This is a genomic window from Streptosporangium sp. OZ121 (assembly GCF_051918885.1).
Lineage (GTDB): Bacteria > Actinomycetota > Actinomycetes > Streptosporangiales > Streptosporangiaceae > Streptosporangium.
This window is the reverse complement of sequence record NZ_JBPXMC010000012.1, coordinates 151952-177258: the sequence shown is the minus strand read 5'-3', so window position 1 is coordinate 177258 and position 25307 is coordinate 151952. Positions and strand designations below refer to the sequence as shown.

Annotated in this window: 14 protein-coding genes and 1 pseudogene; 12 read left to right on the top strand and 3 right to left on the bottom strand. The window is 72.1% G+C overall.

From position 1 onward, the window contains the following. Positions 1-207: 207 nt before the first annotated feature. From ACTOQ1_RS22585 to ACTOQ1_RS22575, 3 genes are all read left to right on the top strand, one after another. Positions 208-1431, top strand: coding sequence for an alpha/beta hydrolase family protein (locus ACTOQ1_RS22585; RefSeq protein ID WP_440070001.1), 1224 nt, complete (start codon positions 208-210; stop codon positions 1429-1431). A gap of 219 nt (positions 1432-1650) precedes the next feature. Beyond that, positions 1651-2739 carry a sensor histidine kinase gene (locus ACTOQ1_RS22580; protein WP_440069999.1) on the top strand — a complete coding sequence of 363 codons (1089 nt, stop codon included), beginning with the start codon at positions 1651-1653 and terminating at the stop codon, positions 2737-2739. Between the two features lie 61 nt (positions 2740-2800). Then, positions 2801-3418: a response regulator gene (locus ACTOQ1_RS22575; RefSeq protein ID WP_440069997.1), complete on the top strand. Its 618-nt coding sequence runs from the start codon at positions 2801-2803 to the stop codon at positions 3416-3418. 102 nt (positions 3419-3520) lie between these two features. Here ACTOQ1_RS22575 and ACTOQ1_RS22570 read toward each other — a convergent pair whose 3' ends face one another. The 3 genes from ACTOQ1_RS22570 to ACTOQ1_RS22560 all read right to left on the bottom strand — a co-directional run bounded on the left by ACTOQ1_RS22570 (position 3521) and on the right by ACTOQ1_RS22560 (position 9104). Then, positions 3521-5206, bottom strand: coding sequence for a PQQ-dependent sugar dehydrogenase (locus ACTOQ1_RS22570; protein WP_440069996.1), 1686 nt, complete (start codon positions 5204-5206; stop codon positions 3521-3523). 356 nt (positions 5207-5562) lie between these two features. Next, positions 5563-7386, bottom strand: coding sequence for an ABC transporter ATP-binding protein (locus ACTOQ1_RS22565; protein WP_440069994.1), 1824 nt, complete (start codon positions 7384-7386; stop codon positions 5563-5565). A 266-nt stretch (positions 7387-7652) separates the two neighbouring features. Further along, positions 7653-9104 (bottom strand): sensor histidine kinase, encoded by a 1452-nt coding sequence (locus ACTOQ1_RS22560; protein WP_440069992.1) that lies wholly within the window; start codon positions 9102-9104, stop codon positions 7653-7655. An 821-nt stretch (positions 9105-9925) separates the two neighbouring features. On the opposite strand from ACTOQ1_RS22560, the gene ACTOQ1_RS22555 reads away from it, so the two are divergent. From ACTOQ1_RS22555 to ACTOQ1_RS22515, 9 genes and pseudogenes are all read left to right on the top strand, one after another. Then, positions 9926-12076, top strand: a complete 2151-nt coding sequence (locus ACTOQ1_RS22555) for a BTAD domain-containing putative transcriptional regulator (protein ID WP_440069990.1) — start codon at positions 9926-9928, stop codon at positions 12074-12076. 199 nt (positions 12077-12275) lie between these two features. Then, positions 12276-12491: pseudogene (locus ACTOQ1_RS22550) on the top strand (AfsR/SARP family transcriptional regulator); the annotation flags it as partial. Positions 12492-12545: 54 nt separating this feature from the next. Next, on the top strand, positions 12546-13103 hold the full coding sequence (locus ACTOQ1_RS22545) for an AfsR/SARP family transcriptional regulator (RefSeq protein WP_440070052.1): 558 nt from the start codon (positions 12546-12548) through the stop codon (positions 13101-13103). Positions 13104-13594: 491 nt separating this feature from the next. Next, positions 13595-13732 (top strand): hypothetical protein, encoded by a 138-nt coding sequence (locus ACTOQ1_RS22540; RefSeq protein ID WP_440069989.1) that lies wholly within the window; start codon positions 13595-13597, stop codon positions 13730-13732. Further along, positions 13732-14253, top strand: coding sequence for a PaaI family thioesterase (locus ACTOQ1_RS22535; protein ID WP_440069988.1), 522 nt, complete (start codon positions 13732-13734; stop codon positions 14251-14253). The genes ACTOQ1_RS22540 and ACTOQ1_RS22535 overlap by 1 nt, the downstream gene beginning before the upstream one ends. A 26-nt stretch (positions 14254-14279) precedes the next feature. Next, complete coding sequence (locus ACTOQ1_RS22530) at positions 14280-15683, top strand: acyltransferase domain-containing protein (RefSeq protein ID WP_440069987.1); 1404 nt, start codon at positions 14280-14282, stop codon at positions 15681-15683. 6 nt (positions 15684-15689) lie between these two features. Beyond that, positions 15690-21635 (top strand): SDR family oxidoreductase, encoded by a 5946-nt coding sequence (locus ACTOQ1_RS22525; RefSeq protein WP_440069985.1) that lies wholly within the window; start codon positions 15690-15692, stop codon positions 21633-21635. Beyond that, on the top strand, positions 21632-22978 hold the full coding sequence (locus ACTOQ1_RS22520; protein WP_440069983.1) for a cytochrome P450: 1347 nt from the start codon (positions 21632-21634) through the stop codon (positions 22976-22978). Before ACTOQ1_RS22525 ends, ACTOQ1_RS22520 begins: the two co-directional genes overlap by 4 nt. Then, the gene (locus tag ACTOQ1_RS22515) at positions 22975-25305 is read left to right on the top strand and encodes a KR domain-containing protein (protein ID WP_440069981.1); all 2331 of its coding nucleotides are present in this window, start codon (positions 22975-22977) and stop codon (positions 25303-25305) included. Before ACTOQ1_RS22520 ends, ACTOQ1_RS22515 begins: the two co-directional genes overlap by 4 nt. Positions 25306-25307: the final 2 nt, after the last annotated feature.

Genomic DNA, 25307 nt, shown 5'->3' with positions numbered 1-25307 from the left:
GCACTACTGCACGGCCGGGCGGCGCCGGAGGCTGGGATCATGACGATGCCCGATCGACTCTCCCCGATCCTCCGGCCCCGACCGGCCGATGCGGCTCCCCGACCGGCCGATGCGGCTCCACGACCGGCCGATACGGCTCCACGACAGGCCGGCTCGCCCCGGCGAGGAGTCGCGACGCTCTGCCGCGCCGCACTGGGGGTGGCGCTCGTGGCCGGCCCCGCGTTCGCCGGCCCCGGTGTCACCCGCCCCGCACTCGCCGGAACGACGCCACTCGCTGGAACGACGTCGGCCGAGGTCGGCTCCGGCCTCGGTGCCGGCCGGGTGGCGCCTGTCCGGCTCACGCTGCCGGAACCCACCGGCCCGCTGCGGGTCGGGACCGTGTCGCTCCACCTGGTCGACCGTTCACGGCCCGACCCGTGGGTGCCCGCCACTCCGTCCCGGGAGCTCATGGTCCAGCTGTGGTATCCGGCGCGGAAGGCGGCGGCGTATCCCCGGGCGCCATGGCTCACGCCCCGGCCGGCAGAGGCCGTCCTGGCGGGTGTTCCGGCGGGAACCGTACGCCTGCCGGTCACGCACGGGCGAGTGGGGGCGCCGGTGCATCGAGGGCGAGGGCCGCTGCCGGTGGTGCTCTTCTCGCACGGCTTCGGCGCCGACCGTGCCTCCAGCACCGCCCTGGTGGAGGATCTCGCCAGCCACGGTTACGTGGTCGCCGCCATCGACCACACCCACGATGCCGGAGCGGTGGAGTTCCCGGACGGGCAGGTGAAGATCCACGCGGCGAGCTCACCGCCACCGAACTTCGACGACCCCGATGATCCCGTCGCCACCAAGGCGGTGGCCGTTCGCCTCGCCGACACCCGTTTCGTCATGGACCGGTTGACCGCGCTCAATCGCGGACGCGCCGTCGACGCCGAGCGCCGGCCTGTGCCCAAGGGGATGCGCGGTGTGCTTGACCTGTCCCGTATCGGGATGTTCGGGCATTCGCTGGGTGGTGCCACCGCCGCCGCGACCATGCATGCGGACTCGCGGATCAGGGCAGGCGTCAACCTGGACGGCGCGATGTTCGGGCCGGTTCTGCGGGAAGGGCTGGACCGGCCGTTCCTGCAGGTCGGCAGCTCGGAGCACGGCCGGGGCAACGACCCGAGCTGGGCGGCGCTGTGGACCCGCCTGCGAGGCTGGCGGCTGGAGCTACGGCTGGACGGTGCGGGCCACACCTCGTTCACCGACCTTCAGGTGCTGCTCCGGCAGCATTCGCTGGGACTGCCGCCGGATCAGGTCACCGGGATGATCGGCGAGATCGACGGCCCTCGTTCGGTGCTCATCCAGCGCGTCCACCTCCGCGCGTTCTTCGACCGCCATCTGCTGGGACGGCCGGGCGCGTTGCTCGCCGGGCCGTCCACGCGCTGGCCGGAGATGCGGTTCGTGCCGTAGCGGGCCGTAGGAGCGTCCCGCGAGAACGGGTGCGATCATGACGGGGTGGGTGGGATGGGAAGCGGGCTCACGGACCGGTCGCGGCGGTGGCGGCGGCGTGGTCAGGCGGAACGCTGGGACCTGTGGACCCGCGTCTCGCTCTCCGGAGCGTATGTCCTCGAACCGGTGTGGGCCGCCGTCATGATCGGTCCAGCGGTGGGGCCAGTCGCACGGTGGGTGATGACGGCCTGTGTCGCCCTGCACGCCGTCACCTGCGCGCTGCTCGTCCACGCGGGCCTGGACCACTATCTGGGGCGTCGGTCCCGGCCGGTGCGGCCGATCGCTCTGGCCACCGGGCTCACGGTCGTGGGCGTGGTGGCCGGGGTTGTGGCCTACCCCGACGCGCAGCCCGGTCACCCCGACGGCCCGGCGTCTGGCCTGGTGGTCGTCCTCGCGACCGCGTTCGTCGTCGCCGTGTCATCGGCGGTGCCGCTCCCCGTCACCGCCGGCGTGCTGGCGGCGGCCGTGGCGACGAAGCTCGCGGTGTCCCGGATGGAGGGTGCTCCCATGCCGATCGCCGTCCCGGCCGCGATCGGCCTGGGCAGCCTCGTGCTCGCCTGGCTGCTCACCTACCGCGTCTCGATGTGGGGGCTGAAGGGCGTCTGGGAACTGGATCACTCCAGGAAGGCGCACGCTCGGCTGGCGGTGGCCGAGGAGCGGCTGCGCTTCGCCCGCGATCTGCACGACGTGATCGGCCGCAACCTGTCGGTGGTGGCCCTCAAGAGTGAGCTCGCGGCGCGGTTGGTCGAGCGTGGCCGGTCCGGGGCGGTGGACGAGATGCGCGAAGTGAGCAGGATCGCGCACGAATCGCTGGCCGAGATGCGTGCGGTGGTACGCGGATACCGTACCGCCGACCTGGACACGGAACTGGCCGGTGCCAGGTCGGTGCTCGCCTCGGCCGGGGTGCGCTGCCAGGTGGTCGGCGACGCGCGCGGCCTGTCCGCCGAGGTGCAGAGCACGCTCGGCTGGGTGGTGCGAGAGGGGACGACGAACGTGCTGCGGCACAGCGAGGCGCGGACGTGCACGGTTTCCCTGCACCGGTCGACGACCGGCGGCACCGATCGGCTTACGCTGAGCATGGAGAACGACGGGGTGACGGGCCCGGAGTCTCCCGATGGCCGGCGGCCGACCGGTAACGGTTTTCCCGGCGTGGCGGAACGCCTCGCGGCGCTCGGCGGGAGTGTCGTCACCACGCGGGAGCCGCCCGACCGGTTCCGCCTCATCGCCGAGCTGCCCTTGCCCATGGCCACTCAGGAGGAGACCCGGTGACCGCTGTGGTGCCGCCGCACCTGGACACCGGGCGGTTCCCGGGCCGGTGGAAGGACGTCCGGTGAGCGGCGCGCCGATCCGGATCCTGCTCGCCGAGGACGAGCACCTCATCCGGGGTGCCCTGGTGGCGCTGCTCGCCCTCGAAGAGGATCTGAGCGTGGTGGCCCAGGCGGCCACCGGCGCCGACACGCTCGCCATGGCCCGCGTCTTCCGGCCGGACGTGGCGATGCTCGACCTGCAGCTGCCCGATCTGGACGGCGTGACCGTGGCCCGCATGATCCACGAGGAGGTGCCGGGGTGCCACACCATGATCGTTACAAGCCATGGCCGCCCCGGGCACCTGAAGCGGGCGCTTTCCGCCGGCGTACGGGGTTTCCTGCCGAAGACCGTCTCCGCCGCCGTGCTGGTCGACGTCGTGCGCACGATTCACGGCGGGGGCCGCTACGTCGATCCGCAGCTCGCCGCCGAGGCGATCGGCGCGGGCGACAGCCCGCTCACTCCACGCGAGGCCGACGTGCTGGAACTGGCCGCCGGGGGAGCGCCGGTGGACGAGATAGCCCGCAGGGCGGCGCTGTCGCCCGGCACCGTGCGGAACTACCTTTCCTCCGCGGCCGGGAAGATCGGCGCCGCGAACCGTCACGAGGCCGCGCGCATCGCACGCCGGTACGGCTGGATCTGAGCACGGCCCCGGACTCTCGGGGGACTCTCGGGGCGGCCGCCGGCGTGGTGGGGCTCCCCGCGACCAGGAGCCCGCGGCCGAACCGGGCCGCGCGGCCGGGGCTCAGGAGCTCGTGCACCGGTAGCCGGACGGCGTCTGGGCGTCGCCGTTCGGACGGCTCGCATGGAAGCCGAAGGCGGTGCTCTGGCCGGGGCCGAGCGCGCCGTTGTGCCCGGAGCTCCTCGCCGTGACGGTCTGCCCGATGACGGACAGTGCGACGTTCCACGAGCCGGTGACGGCGTGGCCGGCCGGCAGCGTGAAGGTCACCGTCCAGCCGTTGATCGCGGACGTGCCGGTGTTGGTGACCGTGACCGGCTGGACCACGTACCCGTTCCCCCACTGCGTCTGGACGGTCGCCGTCGCCGAGCATCCGCCGGGGCCCCCGCCGCCCGGGGTGGTGACCGTCGCCGTGTTCGACACCGGCGAGAGGTTGCCCGCCGCGTCGCGGGCCCGGACCTGGTAGCGGTACGTGGTGTTCGCGGTGAGCCCGGTCTCGGCGAACGAGGTGGTGGCCGAGGTCCCCACCTGGGTGAAGGCGCCGCCGGACGCGCCCGGCGCGCGCAGGACGTCATAGCCGCTCACGCCCACGTCGTCGGTGGAGGCGGTCCAGGCCAGGGTGGTGCCGGTGGAGGTCGTCCCCGACGCGGCGAGGCCGGCCGGTGCGGTCGGCGGGGTGGTGTCGCCCCCGGTGGTGGCCGGCGGGACGCGGACGATGCGGTCGTCCTGCGCCACCGGGGTGCCGCGGCCGTCCCGGTTGCTGGTCGCCACCCAGAGCCAGCCGTCCGGCCCGACCGCGACCGTGCGGAGCCGCCCGTAGGCGGACTGGAACTCGGCCAGCGGCGTGCCGGGCGTGCCGGCGCCGGTCAGCGGCACCGTCCAGAGCCGCTGGCCGCGCAGCGCGGCGACGAAGAGCGTGTTGTTGGCCCAGGCCAGCCCGCTCGGCGACGCCTCGGCGGTGGTCCACGTGACGATAGGGTTGCGGAAGGAGGGGTTGGTGCAGGTGCCCTCGCACGTCGGCCAGCCGTAGTTGGCTCCCGCGACGATCTGGTTGATCTCGTCCCGGGTGTTCTGCCCCAGTTCGGCGGCGTACATCCTGCCCTGGGAATCCCAGGTCAGGCCCTGGACGTTGCGGTGGCCGTAGGTCCAGACGCGGGAGCCCGCGATCGGATTGTCCGCGGGCACGCCGCCGGTGGGCGTCATGCGCAGGATCTTCCCGGCGAGGCTGTTGAGGTTCTGCGCGTTGGCGGTGTTGCCGGCGTCGCCGGTCGCCACGTAGAGCATGCCGTCCGGCCCGAAGGCGATGCGACCGCCGTCGTGGAAGGTGCTGCTCGGCACCCCGGAGAAGACCACCGTCTGCGTCTGGGGCGCGGTCAGTTGCAGCCTGACCAGGCGGTTGTCCCCGGCGGTGCTGGTGAAGTACGCGTACACCCAGCCGTCCTGGGCGTAGGCGGGCGACACGGCGATGCCGAGCAGGCCGCTCTCACCCGAGGCGCTCACCCCGCTGACGGTGGCGACCGCGGCCGGCGTCTGGCCCGGCCGCACCCGCAGGATGCGTCCGGTGTTGCGTTCGGACACCAGCGCGCTGCCGTCCGGCAGGAACGCCAGGCCCCAGGGCACCTGAAGGCCGGTGACGGAGACCTGCGCCCGGGAGAAGTCGAAGCCGCCCACCACCTGGGCGCGGGCCTCGGGAGCGGTGACGAACAGCGCGAGCAGCGCCAGAATCAGGGCCGGGACGACGCGGGCGCGCATGATGGGCTCCTTGGGACTCCATGGCCGGATCATTGTGCGGGTGCCAGCACCGTAGGCACGCGGGTCGTGGAACCTCAAACACCGCGGTCGGCCCGCCCTGACGATCTGGGAGGACGACCCCGCGACGATGAAAATTTCATGGACCCGTCGAAAGTTGCGGATCGACGGATGCTCGGCTCCTCGGGGACAGGCGCGACAGGGGGTCCGCGCTTCCTCGGCGGCGGGCCGGGCCGCCGGCCTCTCGTGGATCGGCCCGCCCCGGGCGGCGCGGCCACCCGGCACGATGTCCCCGTTCGTGCCGAGGTGGCGGGCCGGTTCCGCGAGATCGCCGGGGGAGGACGGGGGGCGCCCGCGCGTCAGCGGCGGACGGCCTCGGAGGTGTCGTCCTCGAGCAGGAAGCCGCCGGACTGGTGGTGCCACAGGCGGGCGTACGGCCCCTGGGCCCGCAGGAGTTCGTGGTGATCGCCCTGTTCCACGATGCGGCCCTGGTCGAGCACCACCAGGCGGTCCATGCGGACGACGGTGCTCAGCCGGTGCGCGACCACGAGGGCGGTACGGTCACGCATCAGGCCCCACAGGGCCTCCTGGACGAGGGTCTCGCTTTCGGAGTCCAGCGCGCTCGTGGCCTCGTCCAGCAGCAGGATCGGCGCGTCGCGCAACATGGCGCGGGCGAGGGCGACGCGCTGCCGCTGGCCGCCGGAGAGCTTGACGCCGCGCTCCCCGACGAGGGTGTCGAAGCCGTCCGGCAGAGCCTCGGCGAACTCCGTGACGTGCGCCGCCCGCGCGACCCGGTGGATCTCGGCGTCGGTGGCGCCCGGCCGGGCGAAGGCGATGTTGTCGCGCAACGACCGGTGGAACAGGGCGGGCTCCTGGGGGACGTAGGCGATCAGGCTGCGCAGGTCGGCCTGGCGGAGCCTGGCGATGTCCTGGCCGCCGATCAGGATCCGGCCGCCGTCGATGTCCATGAGGCGCAGCAGCAGCCGGGTGAGGGTGCTCTTGCCGCCGCCGGACCGGCCGACCAGGCCCAGCTTGGTGCCGGTGGGGATGTGCAGGTCCAAGCCGTCGAACAGGGGCGGAGTGCCGGCGTGCGCGAACCTCACCCGCTCGAACCGGACGCCGGCGTCGGCGGGGCGCAGCGGTTGCGGGTCGTCCGGGTCGGTCACTCCCCGCGGCGTGAGGAGAAGCTCGGTGAACTGGGCGGACTCGGTGAGCACGCTCTCCATGCGACGGTAGATCTGGTTGAACTCGAACATGATGCCGATCGAGGTCGTGTAGTAGCTGAACGTCACCACGATCGCCTCCACGCCCAGGCCGCCGCGAAGGGTGACGGCGAGCAGCAGGCCGACGGTGCTGGTGAGGATCGACAGCGGTGCGATGACGGTGTCCACCCGGAGGTTGCCGTAGTCCCAGGAGCGGAGTGTGAGCCTGCGCTGCTCGGCGACCCGGGCCCGGTGCTGCGCGGCCTCGCGGCCCTCGGCGGCGAACGCGCGGACCGTCTCCATGTTGGCCAGCACGTCTGCGACGTGCCCGGACACCCGTACCTTGGCGGCCTCGCGCCGGTTCACCAGCCTCTGGCGGCGGCGGATGAGCGGGGCGACGAGGAGGACGGTGACGATGATGAGACCCAGGAGGACGACGACCAGCAGCGGGTGATACCGCCACAGCACCACCGAGGCGAACGCCAGTGGCACCACCTTGGCGATGATCGAGAACGTGAGCGTGTCCACGAAGCTCTCGAACCCGCCGGAGAAGCTCAGCACCCGTTTGGTCAGCGAGCCGGCGAAGTTGTCGTGAAAGAACGCGGCGTCCTTGGCCAGCAACTCGTCCATGCCCTTCACGCCGAGATGCTCGATGCCCCGGGCATCCGTACGGTTCAGGAAATGTATGCCCGCCCGCCACAGGATCTCGCCCGCGAGCAGCACCGCCCCGAAGCCGAGCACGTACGGAACGAGCACGGCGATGGTGGCGTCCCCGCCGTCGGCCAGCCGCCCCACGATCGCGCCCACCGCCAGCGGCGCGATATAGAACAGGCAGGTGTTTCCCAACGCCGGCAGGATCAGCGCGGGCGTGGCGACCCGCCACTGGCTCAGCAGCTCCCTGTTGTAATACCGCAGCGCCAGCAGAACGGCCGACCTGCGGGCGGGCGGTTTGTCTTCGGGGGAATCGAGTAATTCCGGCACGGCCATCCGCCCCTCTGCGCACCTATGGCTATGGCCATGGTGGCGCAGGGCGGGCGGGGGAGGCGAACGATTTTCTCGGGAGCGGGATGGGGCGAGGTGCGCGGTTCCCGGGTCGGGCTCCGGGAAACTCCCTGTCGAATCACGCCGGGTATCTCGCCGGTGGACCGATCATCGTCATTACCGGGTCTGAGGTCACTCGAAAAGCACGTTTCCTATAATATCGCCATTACCGGGACTAATGTCCCTCGAATAGTGCGCGTTTCCTGTCATATTGCTTCACGCGTACCTGGTGACGCGCTCCTCAACGACAGGTCAGGGTCTCCAGGTGAGGCGAGCGCGGCGCCCTCGTGAAGCGGGAGGCGGAGCACGAAACGCGCGCCGCGGGGGCTGTCCTCGATCCGCAGGGTGCCTCCGCTCGTCTCGGCGATCTGCCGGGCGATCGGCAGGCCCAGCCCGGTGCCTCCGGCGTCCTTGTTGCGGGCGGTGTCCAGCCGGGTGAACCGCTGGAACACCGACTCGCGCTTGTCCGGATCGATGCCCGGCCCGTCGTCGATCACTTCCAGCACCGCGGTGCCGTGCGGAAAGCGCCGGTCGTCGCACTCGTCGCCCGGCGCACGCCGCACCTTGATGATGATCTTGCTGTCGGCGTGCCGGTCGGCGTTGTCGATGAGGTTGGTGAGGAGGCGGCCCATCCGCAACCGGTCGCCGATCACCACCACGCCGGGCTCAAGGGAGAATTCACAGCTGTTTCTCATGTGGTGGCGCATCCGGCACTCCGCGGCGACGAGTTCGGCCAGGTCGATCTCCTCGCGGGCGCACGGACTCCCCGCGTCCAGCCGCGCGATGGTCAGCAGGTCGTGCACGATCGCCTGAAGGCGCTCCATGCTGCCCAGAACGGTGCGCCCGAGCTTGGTCACGCTGGTCTCCTGGGGTGCGCGCAGGGCGTCCTCCACCTCGGCGCGGATGGCGGCGATGGGGCTGCGCAGGTCATGGGAGGCGTCCGAGGCGAACTGGCGCTGCTGTTCCACCGCGTTCTGCAGGCGGCTCAGCGTGTGGTTGATGCTGACGGCCAGATCATGGATCTCGTCATCGCTGGACGGCACGGGTGCCCGGCGGCTGAGGGAGGTCTCGTTGATCTCGTCGAGTTCCGCCCGGATGGCGGTCACCGGCTTGAGGGACTCGGCGGCGATCCGGCGGCCGAGGCAGGTGATGGCCGCGGTGAGCACCACCGCGGCCCCGCCGACAAGCCCGGCCAGCCGCGGATCGACCCACCAGGGGACCACAGGGGTGGCGCAGTAGACGATCCAGTTCCCGCCCTCCCGATAGGCCCACTGGGCGACCACGATCTCGCATTGGCCGGGAGGAAAGACCCCGCCGCACACGACGGATTCGGCGGTGGTCCTGTTACCGGGGGTGAATGTCGCCATGCGCGGCTTGCCCTGCATCTTCGGGGTCGAGACGACGACCCGGTTCTGTGAGTCGACGACCTGGATGTGGCGGAACGGGTTTCGCGCAAGGGGATAGGCCACCTTGCCCCGCTCCACCTGCATGGCCACCCGGCCGCTATCCGCGACGATCTCCGCGGTGAGCGCCTCCGTGCTGAAACGGTGAATGGCGATCATGAGAACTGTGGCCACCAGTGTGCACAGCAGGGCCGCCGTTGCGGCGGTGAACAGGGTGATACGCGTTATAAGTGAGATGCGGTGTCTGACGCTCATGTTTCAATCCCCCAGACGGGGAGCACCTGATGGAGGGGGCCTCAGCGTCGCGGGTCTTGACGGGCCCGGGCTGTTTCGCGAGCGCTCGTCAGGCCGAGACCGAGACCGAGGCCGAGGCCGGTACCGGCGCGGTCGCGCCCGCGGGCGGCATCCGGCCGGCTGAGACGTCCGAAACGGATGGACGGTCGTGAGAGGTCGGCATCGGGAGTACAGCGTCATCACCTCTGTCCACGGCAAGACCGGCATGTTGCCCAGGTAAATCGGCATCCTTGGTAAGCGCCAATAAGTGGCGTCTTAAGTCGATTATCTGAAGAAATGGGAAAGTCGCGACAACGGGGAGTGCGGTTTGGTGCAAAACCTTAAATGGATCTCCCTGTGGCCTACCGTCCTCAGGAGGTCCGATTACTCTCCCCAAATGGACCGCGCCGGGGACGCCGGCCGGGCCACCGCGGTCGCCCGGTCGCCCGGCGGGCGCCGGGCCGCCCGACCTCGGCGACCTCGGTGATTTCGGCGACTTCGCCGGGGGCCGCACCGGCCCGCACCGGCCCGCGCCGGCCTGGAAGGCCCGGCACCGTCGATCCCGGCCCGGCCGGCTTCGACGGCCGGGGCCGCTCGCGGGTCCGCCCCCTCGGCGGGGAGAGATCAGGACGGAGTCAGGCCGGTGTCAGCGGCGTAGGGAAATATGAGGGCAAAGCGCACCAAAAGCAATCAGCAGGGGGTTGGTCACGACACCAGGTCCGCTCACGGCGAAGATCCATGTGGGGAACCGGGTCGTGGCCCTTTGTCTGGGGGAAGCGATGCGGTTTCACATGCTAGGCCCGTTGGAGGCCGTCGACGGCGATCAGCGGCTCGCGTTGGGAGGCATCAAGCAACGAGCGACTCTGGCGTTCCTGCTGTTTCACGCGAACAGAGCCGTGCCCGTCAGCCAGCTGATGGAGGCGCTGTGGTCGCTCGAGCCTCCGGTGACGGCGCGGAAGATCCTGCAGAACGCGGTGTGGAGCCTGCGCGGGGCACTCTGCTCGCGCGCCTGCGCCGACGAGTCCGTGGAGCTGCTGACCCAGCCGCCCGGATACATGCTCCGCGTGAACACCGACGAGATCGACCTCTACCTGTTCAACCGCTGGGTGTCGGAGGGGCGGGCCGAACTGGCCGCGGGCTCGGCCGCCGCGGCGGCCGTACGGCTGCGCGAGGCCCTCTCGCTGTGGCAGGGGTCCGTGCTGGCCGACCTGGTCGAGGCGGGCATCACCTGGCCCGAGATCACCTCCGCGCAGAACGCCAGGTTGGACGCGACGGAGGACTGCTTCGAGGCGGAGCTCGCCTGCGGCCGTCACCAGTCCGTGCTGGGCGCGCTGACGGCGATGGTCCGGACGGAACCTCTGCGCGAGCGCCTGTGCGGCCAGCTCATGCTGGCCCTGTACCGGTGCGGTCGCCAGGCCGACGCGCTGAACGTCTACAGCCGCGTGCGCTCCGCCCTCGTCGAGGACCTCGGGCTCGAGCCCTGCCGGGAACTGCAGGTGCTGCAGCAGGCCATCCTCGCCCAGGACGCCGGGCTGGATCTGCCCGGCACGCAACCGCAGGCGGAACCGATCACGCTGACCACGCTGGACACATCGCCCCCGGCTCCCCCTCCACCCCCACCCGCGGTGCCGGCGACCGAGTGCCGCCAGGTGAGCGTGCTGCTGGTCCGCGCCCAGCCCGAACTCGGTGACAGGCACCGGGTGCGCGAGGGCCTCACCGATTTGATCAAGAACGTCGTCGGCTCGATGGACGGGACCACGGTCGCCTCCATCGGATCGGTGACGCTGGCGCTGTTCGGGGCCACCGGCGACCGTGCGGTGGACGTCCGGCACGCGGTGCGCGCCGCCACGGCGATCCGCGGCGGTCTCGGCGCGGCTTCCGGTGCGGACGGCGGGAACGGCCCGTCCACACCACGGGTCACCGTCCAGGCGGCGGTGGCCACGGGGGAGGCGATCGTCCGCTACGACCCGAACGGAACCGGTGTCCTGCTCTCGGCCGACGGGCCTTTGCTGGACGAGTGCGACTCCCTGCTGTCCCTCGTCCCGCCCGGTGAGATCTGGGTGTGTGACGAGACCAGACGGGCCACCGCCGCGACGACGACCTACACGGCGGTCGGCGATTCGCCCGCGCGATGGCGGCTCGAAGCGGCGGATCCGCGCCACGTGGCGCCCGCGGCGCCCGTGACGCCCGTCGCCGATCACGAGCTCGAGCTGAGCGTCCTGCTCGGCCTGCTCGAACGGGTACGGCATCGCCGGGTGCCGCACGTCGTGACGTTGCTGGGCGAGGCCAACATCGGCAAGAGCCACCTGATCATGGAGTTCGAGCGCCGGGTCATGGGGCAGCCGGAGCGGACGCAGTTCCTGATCGGCCACGCGCCGCTTTTCGCCAGGAACAACGTGCTGGCCATCCAGGAGGCGATACTGGCGTCGGTCGACGGTCTCATGCGGGGGGATCCGGCGAGGACGGCGGGAGACAAGGCCGCCAGGGCGCTGTGGCACCTCGCGGCGGGCGAGCAGAAGTCCGGCAGGCTGCTCTCCCTGCTGGGCCCGCTCGTGGCAGCGGAGACGGAGCGGGAGCCACCCTGCGCCCTCGGCGACTCGCGGGCCGCCGCGCTGCGGTTCTTCGGGGAGATCGCCCGGAACTGCCCGCTGGTGATGATCGTGGAGGATCTGCACCGGGCCGACGACGTCGTGCTCGACTTCGTTCACGACCTCGCCGACCACATGAAGCCGGTGTCTCTGCTGGTGATCGCCACCGCTCGCCCCGACCTGTTCACCCGCCGCCCCGGATGGGGCGGCGGCAAGCGACGATTCACCACGATCACCATGGACCCCGCCGTGGAGTCCGCCTCGCCGCGGGCGGAGGAGTTCCTGCAGTTCGCGACGCGGAACGACGCGATCGATTCGCGAAGCTGGCTGCGCGGCAGCCTGCTGCGCAGCGCGCCGTACAGCTGAATCGCGGCCCGTACCCGGGGAGGACCACCACGCCCGGGGTCCGGGACGGCCCGGTCCCGATCGCGGTCTCCGGCGACCGGTGAGACGGCCGGCCGATTCCGAATTCGATGCTGTTGACAATCGCGACCAACCTGGCCTCCACTTACCAAGGAGCGAACCAGGTTGGAAAGGTCGGGGTTCAGGGTATAGGGGGAGTCGAATGAAGATTGCTGTGCTCGGCACGCTTTCGGCATGTGAGGCGGGGATATCCTTCATGCCGACGGCGGCAAAACCGCGCCAGGTTCTCGCCATGTTCGCCACACACGCCGATCGTGTCATTCCGGCCGCGACTCTGGTGAAAGAACTGTGGGGGGATACGCCTCCGCCGAGCTTTCAGACAACGCTGCAGACGTATATCGCCCACATCCGCAGCCGTGTCAGGGCCGCGCTGTCGCAGTCCGGCCAGCTTCACCGTCGCAGCCCCAAGGATGTGCTGATCACCCGGCCCGGGGGTTATCTGCTGGCCCCCATGGGCGGGTCGGTGGACATGTGGGAGTTCGAGCGCCAGGCCTTCGCCGGCTACCGGGCCATGGACTCCGGGGATCACGCGGTGGCCTCGCGGAAGCTGCGGTCGGCGCTCGCCCTGTGGAGGGGGCCGGCGCTCGCCGACATCGGCGTCGGTTCGATCCTGCGACTGGAGATCGAGCGGCTGGAGGAGGCCAGACTGTGCGCCCTGGTGCGCCGCATCGAGGCGGACCTGCATCTGGGCCGGCACCAGGAGGTGCTCAGCGAGCTCACCGTTCTCGTCCGGCAGTACCCGGACAACGAGAGCCTCTGCAGGCACTTCATGATCGCTTTGTACCGCTCGGGACGCTGCGGTGACGCGCTGGCGGCCTACCGCCAGCTGCGGACCACGCTCGTCCGCGAGCTCGGCATCGAGCCCTCCGCCACGGTGCGCGAGCTGCACCAGGCGATACTCGCCGGCCTGCCCGAGCTTGACGTCACGGAGGTCAAGGCCGCGAGGCCCGGACTGGCCCGCACCGGCTGACGCCGACGGCGTCCACCGGAAGGCGCGACGACACGGAAACACCCGGCCTGGCTCGCTCGCGGCTCGTCGGCGCCCCGGATCGCGTGGGAGGGCCGGCGGCCGGCATGGGAGGTTTCGCCGCCGCCGGGTTTGGATCCGGATCCTGACCGAGCCCGTCTCTGCGCGGTCTCATCCGCGCCGGGTTTTCTTCGCCGGTCGGCTCCCGCGAGCGTGCGCGAACGATGGTCACGATGTCCTCATCCCCTCCGTTCAGTCCGTCGTGGCGTGGTCACGGCGCCGGGGGCGGTGGCGCCCCCGAGCCGGTCACGCGCGGTGACTCCCGCCGCCCGATCTCAACGGAAGAACCTCGTGGATCGCGAGGTCACCGGCCCGAGTTGACGGGCGATGAATAGCCCGTGAATCACAAATGAGTGCCAGGTTATTGGCGGCCGATATTTTCGGAATCAGCCACACAGGTTGAACTCGGATCCAATCCATAGGAGAAGCGGAAAATGGATCTGCGATTTTCCGGAAAAACGGCGGTGGCCGGCGGAACCGGCCTCCAGGCCGCAGGCACCCCGATCGCCGAAGGTGTCACCTTCCTCGGCACCGGCCTGGAGGCCGGCCACGCGCTGAGGGAGAGCGGGTGATGAGCCGGGTGGCGGGCGGTCGCGAGCACGTCATCTCCTGGGAGGATCCCGACATCCTCGCCCGCGAAGGGCTGTCGATGAGCGGCCTGGACTGCATGAACGCGCTGATCGAGGGGAAACTGCCGCCGCCGCCCGCGTGCTCGATGATGAACTTCCGCCTCACGGAAGTGGCGGAGGGGCACGCGATCGGCGTCATGAAACCCGCCGAGTACCACTACAACCCGTTCGGCGGTGTGCACGGAGGCGTGCTCGTCACGTTGATGGACACGGTCATGGGCTGCGCGGTCCACACGATGCTGGCGGCCGGGGTGCTCTACTCGACGCTCGAGGTCAAGAGCAACTTCGTCCGTCAGGTGAGCGTGCACTCCGGGACGCTCCGGTGCCTCGCCTCGGTCATCCACCTGGGCGGCAGGACGGCCACCGCCGAATGCAGGGTCACCGACGCCTCCGGTGACCTGTGCGCGCACGCCACGACCACCTGCCTGATTCTGCGACCGCCGAACAGCGGCAACCAACGGTGAGAAACAACCAGGGGAGTTGAATCACGATGAAGGGTCGCGCGGCGAAATCGGCCGGGCTTTTCCCCGGACAGGGCGCCTTCGACGGCAGGGCACTGCTCGCCGCCGCGGAGCGCTATCCGGCCATCGGTGCCGTCTTCACCGAGATCGACACGGTGACCGCCCCGGAGGGCGGTCGCAAACTGTCGGAGATCGTCCTCGGCAGTGAACCGGCGACCATGGCGGGGCTGCTGGCCGATGACCACTGGGTCTCGCAACTGGCGGTCTACGGCATGGACGTGGCGGTCTTCCGCGCCCTGTCCGAGCTGGGCTGGCGGCCCGACACGCTGGCCGGCCACAGCCTGGGCGAGATCGCGGCGCTGACGTGCGCGGACGTCTACACGGTCGCCGACGGCGCCCGGGTGATCTGGCAGCGGGTGAGGGCGGTGGAGAGCCTCGACCTGCGCGGGGGCTACATGGCGGCGCTGTCCGCGGACCCCGCCCGCGCGCGCCTGCTCATCGACCTCATCGCCGACGAGTCGCTGGCGGTGGCGGCGGAGAACCATCCGGCGCAGAGTGTGGTGTCCGGGTCGGAGACGGCGATGGACCTCCTCCGGCAGGTCGCCGGTTCGCTGAACGTCTCGTTCGGCAGGCTGGACTCCGCGGTGCCGTTCCACTCCCCGCTCCTGCGGGGGGCGGTCGCCCCCTTCGCCGCCGCGGTCAGGAGGATCCCGGCGCGCGCACCGAGCCTGCCGGTCTACTCGGCGATCTCCGGACGCTACTACGGGCGGGACGAGGACCTGGGCGGCGTGCTGGCCGCCCACCTCGTGGAGCCGGTGCGCTTCGCCGACGCGGTGCGCGCCCTGCACGCCGACGGGGTGCGCACGTTCGTGGAGTGCGGCGCGCTCGGTGTACTCGGCAAGCTCGTCAGGCGCAACCTCGCGGAAACGGACCCCGTCGTGGTGCCCGGGGTGGGTGACGCGGACCAGTCGATCGACAGCGCCGCCGCGCGGCTGCGCGGCCTGGGCCTGCTGGGCGCGGCTCCGATCATGCCCGGCGGACTGCTGCCCGACGCGGACCCCGAGCGGCTCAGCGCGTTCTGGGCGGAGCGGGGCGGCGCCATCCTCGACCGGATCCGCCAGGAGTTCGCCCAGTACGGCCCGGCCGAGCCCGCCCCGCGGGCGGACTCGACGGCCGACCTCGGCGACGAGCTCCGCGAGCTGTACGCCGACGCCCTCGAGTACCCGGTGGAGGTGTTCACCGACGACGTCCTTCTCGAGGCCGAGCTCGGCATCGACTCCGTCAAGCAGGTGGAGCTCCTCGCCAGGGTCTCGGAAAGGTACGGCCTGCCCGCCAGGCCGGGAAACTTCCGGCTGGACGAGGTCGCCACCATGGGCAAGGTCATCGACTACGTGCGCTCCATGCTGGACGAGCACGCCACGGCCGGGCGTTGAGCGGCCATGTCCATGGGAGAGCTGAACGGCAAGGTGGCACTGGTCACCGGGGGCGCCAGGAACGTCGGCAAGGCCATCGTGACCGAGCTGGCCAGGCGTGGCGCGCACGTGATCGTGAACTACTTCCACGCCCGGGAGCAGGCCGAGGCGACGAGGGCGGAACTGACCGCCGCCGGTTACCCGGTGGATCTGATCAGAGCCTCCGTGGCCAGACCCGAGCAGGTCGAGCGCATGTTCGCCACGATCGGGGAACGTCACGGCGGCCTCGACATCCTGGTGAACAACGCGGCCTCCGGAGCACTGCTGCCGCTCGCCGAGGTGACGGCGGAGCACCTCGACAAGGGCTGGAACACCAACGTCAAGGGGGCGCTGGAGTGCGCCCGCCACGCGCTGCCGCTGATGGAACGGAGGGGCCGCGGATCGATCGTGAACGTCTCGGCCCTCGGCGGTGCCCAGTTCGTCATGGCCAACTACTTCGCCTGCGCGCCGGCCAAGGCGGCGATGGAGGCGCTGACCCGGTATCTGGCGGCGGAGTACGCCCCGCGCAACGTCCGCGTGAACACGGCCTCGGCCGCCATGCTGGTCAGCGAGGTGGCCGACCGGTTCCCCGACGCGGCGCGGATGCAGGAGGCCGTCAGGCGCGCGACGCCGATGGGCCGTCTCGGCACGCCCGAGGAGTTCGCCGAGGTCGTGGCCTTCCTGGCGGGTGAGCAGTCCCGCTGGATGACCGGCCAGGTCGTCCTGGCCGACGGCGGTCTGTCCCTCGGGACGAGCATGCTCGCCGCGCCGCCGGTGGAGCCGGTCGCAGAAGGCGAGCCGGGCGGTGCTGTGCGGGATGAGCCGGGCGGTGCTGTGCGGGATGAGCCGGGCGGTGTCGTGCGGGATGAGCCGGACGGCGTCGCCATCGTCGGCATGGGCCTGGTGGTGGCGGGCGCCAACAGCCCCGAGGAGTACTGGCGGCTCCGGCTCGACGGCGAGGAGCTGTTCGTGCCGGTGCCGGCCGACCGCTGGGCCAGCGAGGAGTTCCACTCCGACGATCTCGCGGCCGAGGACAAGTCGTACCAGGACCGCTGCGTCTTCATCACCGGCTTCCAGCCCGGCCCCGGGACTTTCGACGAGACCGGTGACGCCGAGGAGCACGAGCTCACCACGGCGTGGCTGCGTCACTCGATGGTGCAGGCGATGCGGGAGGTCACCACCCGGCCGGGCGACCGGTTCTCGTGCAGCATCGGCTACACCCCCGACGGCAACCAGCACCTGGAGGAGGCCGGAGTCCTGGCCGCGGTGGCCGCGAGGGCCGAGTGGCTGCTCGCGGACCTGGATCTGGCGGACGCGGCGCGTGAGAGCCTGCTCGAGGAACTCGACGGCACGCTCGCCGGACGCTACCGCCGGGGCGCCGGAGCGGACCCGTCGCGCTTCCTGCCGTACCAGGTGGGGCGGCTGGCCGTGGAAGGGGTGCTCCCGCCGGAGACCAGGTTGCAGATGGTGGACACGGCCTGCTCCTCCTCCCTCTACGCGGTGGACATCGAAGCCAAGACGCTGCTCGCCGACGACGCCGACGTGGCGGTGTGCGGGGGAGCCTTCGCGCTGGGGCCTCGTGGCACCGTGCTCTTCTCCAAGCTGCAGGGCCTTTCCAAGCGGGGAGAGGTGCGCGCGCTGGACGCCGACGCGGACGGCGTCATCTTCGCCGACGGCGCCGCCGTGGTCGTGCTGAAGCGCCTCAGCCGGGCCCGCGCGGACGGCGACCGGATTCACGGGATCATCAGGACGATCGGCACCTCCTCCGACGGCAAGGGCAAGGCGGTCTACGCGCCCAACCCCGACGGCCAGGCCCTCGCCATGGAACGGGCGCGACCGGACCGCGTGGACTGGATCATCGCGCACGCGACCGGCACCCCGGCCGGGGACATGGCCGAGTTCACCACGCTGCGCGGCTATCACGGCGACAAGACCTGCGCGGTCACCTCCAACAAGTCCCTGGTCGGGCACACGGGGTGGGCGGCCGGTCTGGTGTCGGTGATCGAGGGCGCGCTGGGCATGCGCCACGAGACGATCGCGCCGCAGTTCCGCTTCACCGCGCCACCCGAGGACTTCAGGATCGAGGAGTCCGGCCTGTACATCCCCACCGAGGCGCGGCGCTGGCCAGCGCGCCCCGGCCGCAGGCGCGCGCTGGCCGTCTCCGGATTCGGGTTCGGCGGCACCAACGCCCACCTGGTCGTCGACGAGCCGCCCCCCGCCGCCGCGAGAACGGTCCCCACCCCGCGCGTGGACCGCGATCGCATCGCGATCGTGGGCTGGGCGGCGCACCTGCCGGGACTGCCGGACCGGGACGCGGTGGCGGCCTGGCTGCGCGGTGACGGCGCGGGTCCCGACGCGAGCTTCGGCGACGTCTACCCCGTGCCGGGATTCGAGAAGGTGCGCCTGCCCCCGCGCACGGTGCGGACCATCGACCGCTGCCAGCTCATGATCCTCGAATGCGGCCACCAGCTCCAGGCGCAGCTGGGCGGAGCCTGGACGGACCTGTCCGAGCGCACCGCGGTGTTCGTCGGGCATCTCGGGCCCACCCGCGCGGGCATGCTCTACGCCAACCGGTGCTATCTCGACAGCATCGACCGCACCCTGTCGGCCAACCCCCGCCTGGTCTCCTCCGCGTTGCTCCCGGCGCTGGTCGACGGCCTGCGCGAGGACATGAGCCGGCTCATCCCGCCCGCCAACGAGGACTCCTTTCCGGGCATGATGCCCAACATCGTCTCCGCGCGCGTGGCGAACTACTTCGGCTTCCACGGCCCCAACCTGATGATCGACTCCGGTCTGGCCTCCGCGCTGTCCTCCTTCGACGTCGCCTGCCGCTACCTCCGCACGGGAGACGTCGATCTGGCGCTGGTCGGCGGCATCAACGGCAACAACCTCCCGGAACTGCTGCCCCTGCTGGCCCGCGAGTTCGCGGGCGCGGGGGAGCCGGTGGCGGCGGAAGGGGCCTTCCTGTTCGCGATCACCCGTGAGCGGGTGGCGGCCGAGGCGGGCCTGCCGGTCCTCGGCTGGATCGACACCTCTACCGGCGGGTCCACCGGGGACCGGGCAGGCGCCGCGACCGGCGGACCCACCGAGGAACGGGCGGACATCTCGACCAGCGGGCCCGTCGACGTCCGGGCGAATGCCCGCACCGACGTGGACTGCGGCGCGGGCGCGCCGGACAACGCCCGCTACCTCGGAGCCTCCGGGGGCATGGCGATCCTGCGCGCGCTGCACTCCGCCGACGCCGCCGCCGTGCGCATCGCCTGCTCCGGCGAGCCGGGGGCGCCCGCCGTCCACCTGACGCCCGCCGTACGGGACGCGGAATCTGCGCCCGCCGTACGGGACGCGGAACCCGTGCTCGCCGCCGGGTTCTCCGACCCGGAGCGGTACGCTCCCGGCGCCGCCGTCGAGGTGCGCCGGCACGTGCCGGCGCTGGTGGCGGCGCCCGCGCCCGTGACAGGGGAGTGCGAGCCCTTCCTTCCCGACGGCGTCCTGGTGCTCGTCGACCGGCCGGAACTCGCCGAGAGCCTCTCCCGCCTGCCCGCCGGCGCGCGCGTGGTGTCCTGCGCCCCGCTCACGGCGTCCCGGCCGGGGTGGCACCACCTCGCCGAGATCACCGCCGAGGCCGTCGACGCCGTCCTGGGCGAGCGGATCCCCTCGCACGTGCGGGTGCTGGCCGACCTGACGGCCTCCGCGCCGCCCGCCGAGTGCGTCGCCGCCGGCGCGCCCGGCCTGGAGGCGCTGCACGAGCTCACCTTCCTGGTGTTGCGCCGCTGCCCGGCGGCCTCCGTCACGACGGTGCTGCTCGGCGCGGTGCCCGGCGGCGTACCGCACCCCTACACCGGCCTGTTCTCCGGGCTGACGAAGGTCGCCCATCTGGAGTCGCCGGGCTCCGCCCGCTTCATGCTCGCCACCGGCACCCGGGACGTCCGCACGGCGGAGCGGGCGGCGGAGCGCGAGTCGGGCACGGAGCGCGCGCTGCCCGTGGTCTTCGACGTCGACGGGGAACGCCGCGTGTTCACCCTGGTCGAGCGGCCGGCCGAGGTGGGCGACGAGACCGCCGTCCGGCTCACCGAGGATTCGGTCGTCCTGGCGGTCGGCGGCGCCAGGGGGATCACCGCCGAGCTGATGAAGGCGCTCGCCGAGCGGTTCAGGCCGAGGCTCTACCTGGTGGGGAGCAACCCGATCGACAGCTACCCGCCCGAGGTGTTCGAGGCGAGCGAGGAGGAGTTCGCCGCGGGAAGGAAGGCCTACCTGCGCGCCCAGCTCGGCGCCCGCCCCGGCACGCCCGTCGGGGTGCTCAGCCGGGAGTACGACCGGATGGCCGACGCCCGAGCCGCGCGCGGCAACCTCGACGCCATGATCGAGCACTGCGGGCCGGACCGGGTGCGCTACCTGACCTGCGACGTGACCGACCCCGACGCGGTCCGCGCGGCCGTCGGCACCGTCCTGGCGGACGGCGGGCACATCGACCTGCTCGTCAACGCCGCCGGGCGCAACGGGTCGGCGCTGATGCCCGACAAGGACCTCGGCACCTTCAAGGCCGTCCGCGACCTGAAGCTGGTCTCGCACCGCAACCTCAAGCGCGCCCTCGCCGGGCGGCCGCCCGGCCTGTGGTGCAGCTTCGGCTCGCTCCTGGGCTTCTTCGGCCAGCGCGGCGAGGCCGACTACGCCTCGGGGAACGACCACCTGGCCGCCGCGGCCGCCTACGCGGCGGCAGCCGAGGGCGCCGCCGAGGTCACGCTGGCCTGGACGCTGTGGGGCGGCGTCGGCATGGGCGCCTCGCCCCTGGTGAGCGACTACTACGAGCGGCGCGGCTTCTACACGCCCATGACGGCGGCCGAGGGCGTCCACCACTTCGTCCGCGAGCTGCACACCGGCACGCCGGAGGCGCACGTCGTCTATCTGGGCGAGGCGGAGCGGCGCACGGTCGGGGAGTTCTACCCCGCGTTCTTCGCCGCACCGGAGAGCCCCTCTCCCTTCTACCTGCGCCGGCTCGTGGCGCGGGAGAGCGACGAGGTGACCTACGAGTGCCGGTTCGACCTGTCGGGCGACGGCTATCTGCGGCACCACGCCGTTCACGGGCACCCCACCCTGCCCGGCACGTTCATCACCGAGATCGCCGCGGAGGCCGCGCGGTCCCTGCGGCCCGGCCTGCGGGTCATCGGCTTCACCGACCTGCGCTTCGAGAGGTTCCTGCGGATCTTCGAGAACGTGGACCCCGTCCCCAAACGGATCCACGCCCGTGTCGCGCACGCGACCGGGGACCTCGTCACGGTCGACGTGCGGCTGGTCACCGACGTCGTCGCCCCCGGCGGGGTCGTCCTGAGCACCGGCAGCGTCCACTTCAGCGCGCGCGTCCTGCTGGCGGCGACCTTCGGCGTGACGCCGCGGATCACCCCGTGGGCACCCGACGCCGCGGAGGTGGCCGTTCCCGACCCGTACCACGTCCAGAACGCTCCCGTCCTGCTCACCGGGCCGTTCGTCACCACCGCCGACACCCGGCTGCACCCCAGGGGCAAGCGCGCCAGGTTCGCGCCGTCCCTCCGGCGGGACGACCCGGTGTGGTCTCGCTTCGCGATGCCGAGCCTGCTCCTGGACGGCATGGCCCGCATGGGCGTGCTGAACCTGATCGGCGGGCACCTGGTGCCGGTGGCCGCCCCCCTGTCCATCCGCCGCATCGACCTCTACCAGGAGGCCAACGACCTGTCGCTGGCCGGCTCGGGGCCGATCGAGCTCTACGCGACGCCTGCCGGGTTCGCCCTGGAGACGGACGGCCCGGTGGAGAACCGCTTCGTGGCCGCCAGACCCGACGGAAGGGTGGTGGCGCAGATCAAGGACATCACCGCCACCGTCCTCGGCTACCTGAGCGTGGACACCGGAGAGTTCCACACCCCCGACTCGGCCCTCGCGGCCATTGCAGGAGATGGACGATGACCGCACCTCCCGCGCCAGGGCCGGAAGGTCGCCACCTGATGGGCGCGCTCAGCAGCTTCAAGCGCGACTCGCTGAGCCTGATCACCGAACTGCAGGGGTACGGGGGCATCGCCCGCGTGCGGCTCGGCCCGTACCTGGTCCACCAGCTGACCGGGCCGGAGTTCATCAAGCACGTCCTGCAGGACAACACGGACAACTACCGGCGTGGCCGCTTCTACCAGGGCTTCAACCTCTTCATGGGCCGCGGCATGCTGACCACGGACGGCGCCGAGTGGAGGGCGCGCCGCGACGTCAGCCAGCCGTTCTTCCAGCGGGCCTGGCTGCACGGCGCGTCGGGCGTGATCACCTCGTGCGCGGAGGAGCTGATCGCCCGCTGGGAGGGGCCGGCCGAGCGCGGGGAGGAGATCGAGCTCGTCGACGAGATGATGTGGCTGGCGATGGGCGTGCTCAGCCGGATGCTCTTCGGCGTCGACCTGCGTGACAGGTACGCCGAGCTGGCGCCGGCGGTCCGCTTCTCGCTCAAGGCCATGATCCTCACCGGTGAGGTCAGCCAGATGCTGCCGCGGTGGGTGCCGACGAGGTACCGCCGTGACCTGAGGCGCCACCAGGCCGTGCTCAACGGGGTGATGGACGACGTGATCGCCCTGCACCGCGCCGGCGGCGGCGATCCGGACGACCTGGTCAGCGCGCTGCTCAAGGCCACCGACGCGGAGACGGGACGGCCGTGGCCGGACCGTCAGATCAGGGCCGAGCTCAAGACCCTGTTCATGGCCGGTCACGAGACGACGGGCTGCGCCCTGGCGTGGACCCTCTACTCCGTCGCCCAGCACGCCGACGTGCGCCGCAAGCTCGAGGCCGAGCTCGACTCGGTGCTCGGAGACCGGGCGCCGACGCCCGGCGACCTGCCCGACCTGCCGTACCTGCGCCAGGTGGTCGACGAGTCGCTGCGGCTGCACCCGCCGATCTGGGTGTTCCCGCGCGACGTGGTCGAGGACGACGTCATCGGCGGTCACCACATCCCCGCGGGGACGACCCTGCTCATCCCGCCCTACGCCGCCCATCGCGACCCCGGTGCCTGGGAGAACCCCGAGGCGTTCGACCCCGAGCGGTTCTGCCCGGCCGGCCGCGGCCCGGCCAGGTACACCTACCTTCCCTTCGGGGGCGGGGCGCGGCGCTGCGTCGGCTACTACATGGCGCTGCTGGAGATCCAGTTCACCGTCGCGATGCTCGTCCGCCGCTATCACCTGAGCCTCGTCCCCGCCCAGCAGGTGACGCCGGTCGGCCTGGTGTCCCTGAGACCGGCGCGCGGCATCCGCATGCGGCTCGTCAAGAGGGGTGCGTGAGGCTCGTGACGCGGACCACACCCGTCCACCGCTACGTCTGGGAACCGGCCCCCGCCCCGCCGCTTCCGCCGTGCGGGCCGCGGCACCTGGCGGACCGCCGGATCGCGGTCATCGGCGGCCTGGACGGCACGGCCGAGCGGGTCACGGCCGGGCTCGCCGGGTTCGGCGCGATCCCCTGGCAGCCGGGCGACCCCGGCGTGCCGGACGCCGTCGTGGACCTGACGCTGGCCGACCCGTTCGTCCCCACCGACGCGGCGAGCTGGGAGAAACCGCTCACCCGCACGCTGGCGGTGCTCCGGCACTGCTACGACGACTGGGCCGGGGAGAGCGACAGCCGCCGCCTGGGCTATCTGGCCGTGACCTACCAGGGCGGTCACATGGGGTACGGCGAGACGGCCGCCCACCAGCCGCTGGGCGGGATCTGGGCGGGCCTGGCCAAGACGCTCCACCGGGAGATCCCCAACGTCAACGCGCGGGTCGTCGACGTCGCCGACCCGAAGCAGCCCGATCTTCCGGACATCGTGGCCCGGGAGCTGTACCGGTGGGGGCTCTGCGAGGTCGGCTACGTCGACGGCGTACGCCACACGCTCGCGCCGCGCGTTCGCGAGGCGCCGCCCGCCACCACGGCACCGGGCCCGCGGGACGTCGTCCTGGTCTGCGGAGGCGGGGTCGGCATCGGCTACGCGCTGGCCACCGAGCTCGCCAGGCGGCACGGCTGCGAGGTCGTGGTCACCGGGCGCCGCGCCGCGCCCGAGGGAACGGAGGAGTGGCTGCGCCTCGATCCCGCGGGATTCGACGATCACCGTCACGACCTGATGCGCCGGGCCGCGCGCGACGGCACGCTCCGCGAGACCAGGAGGCGGCTGCACCGGCTGGCCCGGCTGCGGGAGCTGGCGCGGAACCTGCGGGCGGCCGCCGAGGAGGGGCTGCGCGTCAGGTACGAGGCCTGCGACCTCGGCGACCCCGCCGCGGTGTCCGCCCTGGTGGACTCGCTGGGCCCGCGGCTGACGGGCGTGGTGTACATCGCGGGCGTGGACCGCCCCGCCAGGCTGCCCGCCAAGACCGACGGGGACTTCCTCGCGGGCGTCTCGGTGAAGATCACCGGGTTCCTCCGCGTGTTCGACGCCGTCCGCGACCGTGACCTCGCCTTCTTCTGCAACGCCGGATCCCTCACGGGCCGGCTGGGCGGCATGGTGGGCGAGCTGGACTACGCGGCGGGCAACGAGGCGCTGGCGCGCCTGGGCCTGTGGGCCCGGCGGGCCGGTGGGTTCCGGGTGCTCACCACGTGCTGGCCCCTGTGGCAGCAACTGAGCGCCTCGACGAACGTGGACGCCGCGCTGCGGTACATGACGGCGCTGGATCCCGCCCAGGGACTGGACCTGTGGTGCCGCGAGCTGCTGTCCTCCTCCGGCGAGGTGACGTTCCTGGGGCGGCTCGGCAGGGAGCTGCGCCCCGTCCAGGCCGGCCAGTTCATGATCGAGCAACCGCTCCCCGGGTTCGATCTCGCCTACGCGAGGATCTTCCATCTCGGGCGGCCGACCGGCTACCGCCCGCCCGCGCGGCTGGTCGCGCGGCTGCGGCTGGACGGCGACGCGGTGCCCGCCCTCGGCGACTTCCTGGTCGACGGCAGGCCGGCGCTCCCGGTGAGCCTGCTGATGGAGAACGCGCTGCGCTCGGCGGAGTGGACGGTGCCCGAGCAGGGACCGGTGCTCGTCCCGTGCGAGCTGCGCGACGTCCGGATCGACCTGTCGGGTCTGGCGACGGACGGCGGCGAGCTGGTCCTGGACCGGGAGTGCGCCGGTGCGGAGACCGAGGGCCGCTGGAGCACCTCGGTGGTCTTCCGCAGGCCGGGCGACGGCACGGTGGTGGCGCGGATGCTCGTGGGATACGACCCGGCGGGGTACGACGCGCGGAGCGTGCCCGCCGTGCCCGTGACCGGCCACGCGACGGCCGTGGCGGCGGGGCCCGTGGAGGGCGGGCACCCGCGGGGCCTGGACTGGCGGGGCACGCTCATCGCGGCGGGCGGGTGGCGGCGCGATCGCGACGGCACGCTGAGCGCGGAGGTACCGCCCTGCCCGCCGGCCGACCTGTGGATCGCCGACCTGGTGCCGGGGAACAGGCTGCCCGTCGCCGCGGTGGAGAACATCGTCCGGGCCGTCGTGACGGGCCCGGGGCGGCGGTTGCGGATCGGCCGCGTCGCCCTGCACGCCGACGCCTCGTCGGCCGGCCTCGTCGTCGGCCTGCCCGGCGGGCGGGAGTGGCACGCCGTCGACAGTGGCACGGCGCGGGTGGTCCTGACACTGCGCGAACCGGAACTCGGCGCCTGACG

What these genes read in the sequence shown, in the direction of transcription:
- ACTOQ1_RS22580 (WP_440069999.1), top strand. Translation starts at nt 1,651, where the DNA reads ATGACGGCCTGTGTCGCCCTGCACGCCGTCACCTGCGCGCTGCTCGTC.
- ACTOQ1_RS22570 (WP_440069996.1), bottom strand. Translation starts at nt 5,206, where the DNA reads ATGCGCGCCCGCGTCGTCCCGGCCCTGATTCTGGCGCTGCTCGCGCTG.
- ACTOQ1_RS22560 (WP_440069992.1), bottom strand. Translation starts at nt 9,104, where the DNA reads ATGAGCGTCAGACACCGCATCTCACTTATAACGCGTATCACCCTGTTC.
- ACTOQ1_RS22540 (WP_440069989.1), top strand. Translation starts at nt 13,595, where the DNA reads ATGGATCTGCGATTTTCCGGAAAAACGGCGGTGGCCGGCGGAACCGGC.
- ACTOQ1_RS22535 (WP_440069988.1), top strand. Translation starts at nt 13,732, where the DNA reads ATGAGCCGGGTGGCGGGCGGTCGCGAGCACGTCATCTCCTGGGAGGAT.
- ACTOQ1_RS22530 (WP_440069987.1), top strand. Translation starts at nt 14,280, where the DNA reads ATGAAGGGTCGCGCGGCGAAATCGGCCGGGCTTTTCCCCGGACAGGGC.
- ACTOQ1_RS22525 (WP_440069985.1), top strand. Translation starts at nt 15,690, where the DNA reads ATGTCCATGGGAGAGCTGAACGGCAAGGTGGCACTGGTCACCGGGGGC.
- ACTOQ1_RS22520 (WP_440069983.1), top strand. Translation starts at nt 21,632, where the DNA reads ATGACCGCACCTCCCGCGCCAGGGCCGGAAGGTCGCCACCTGATGGGC.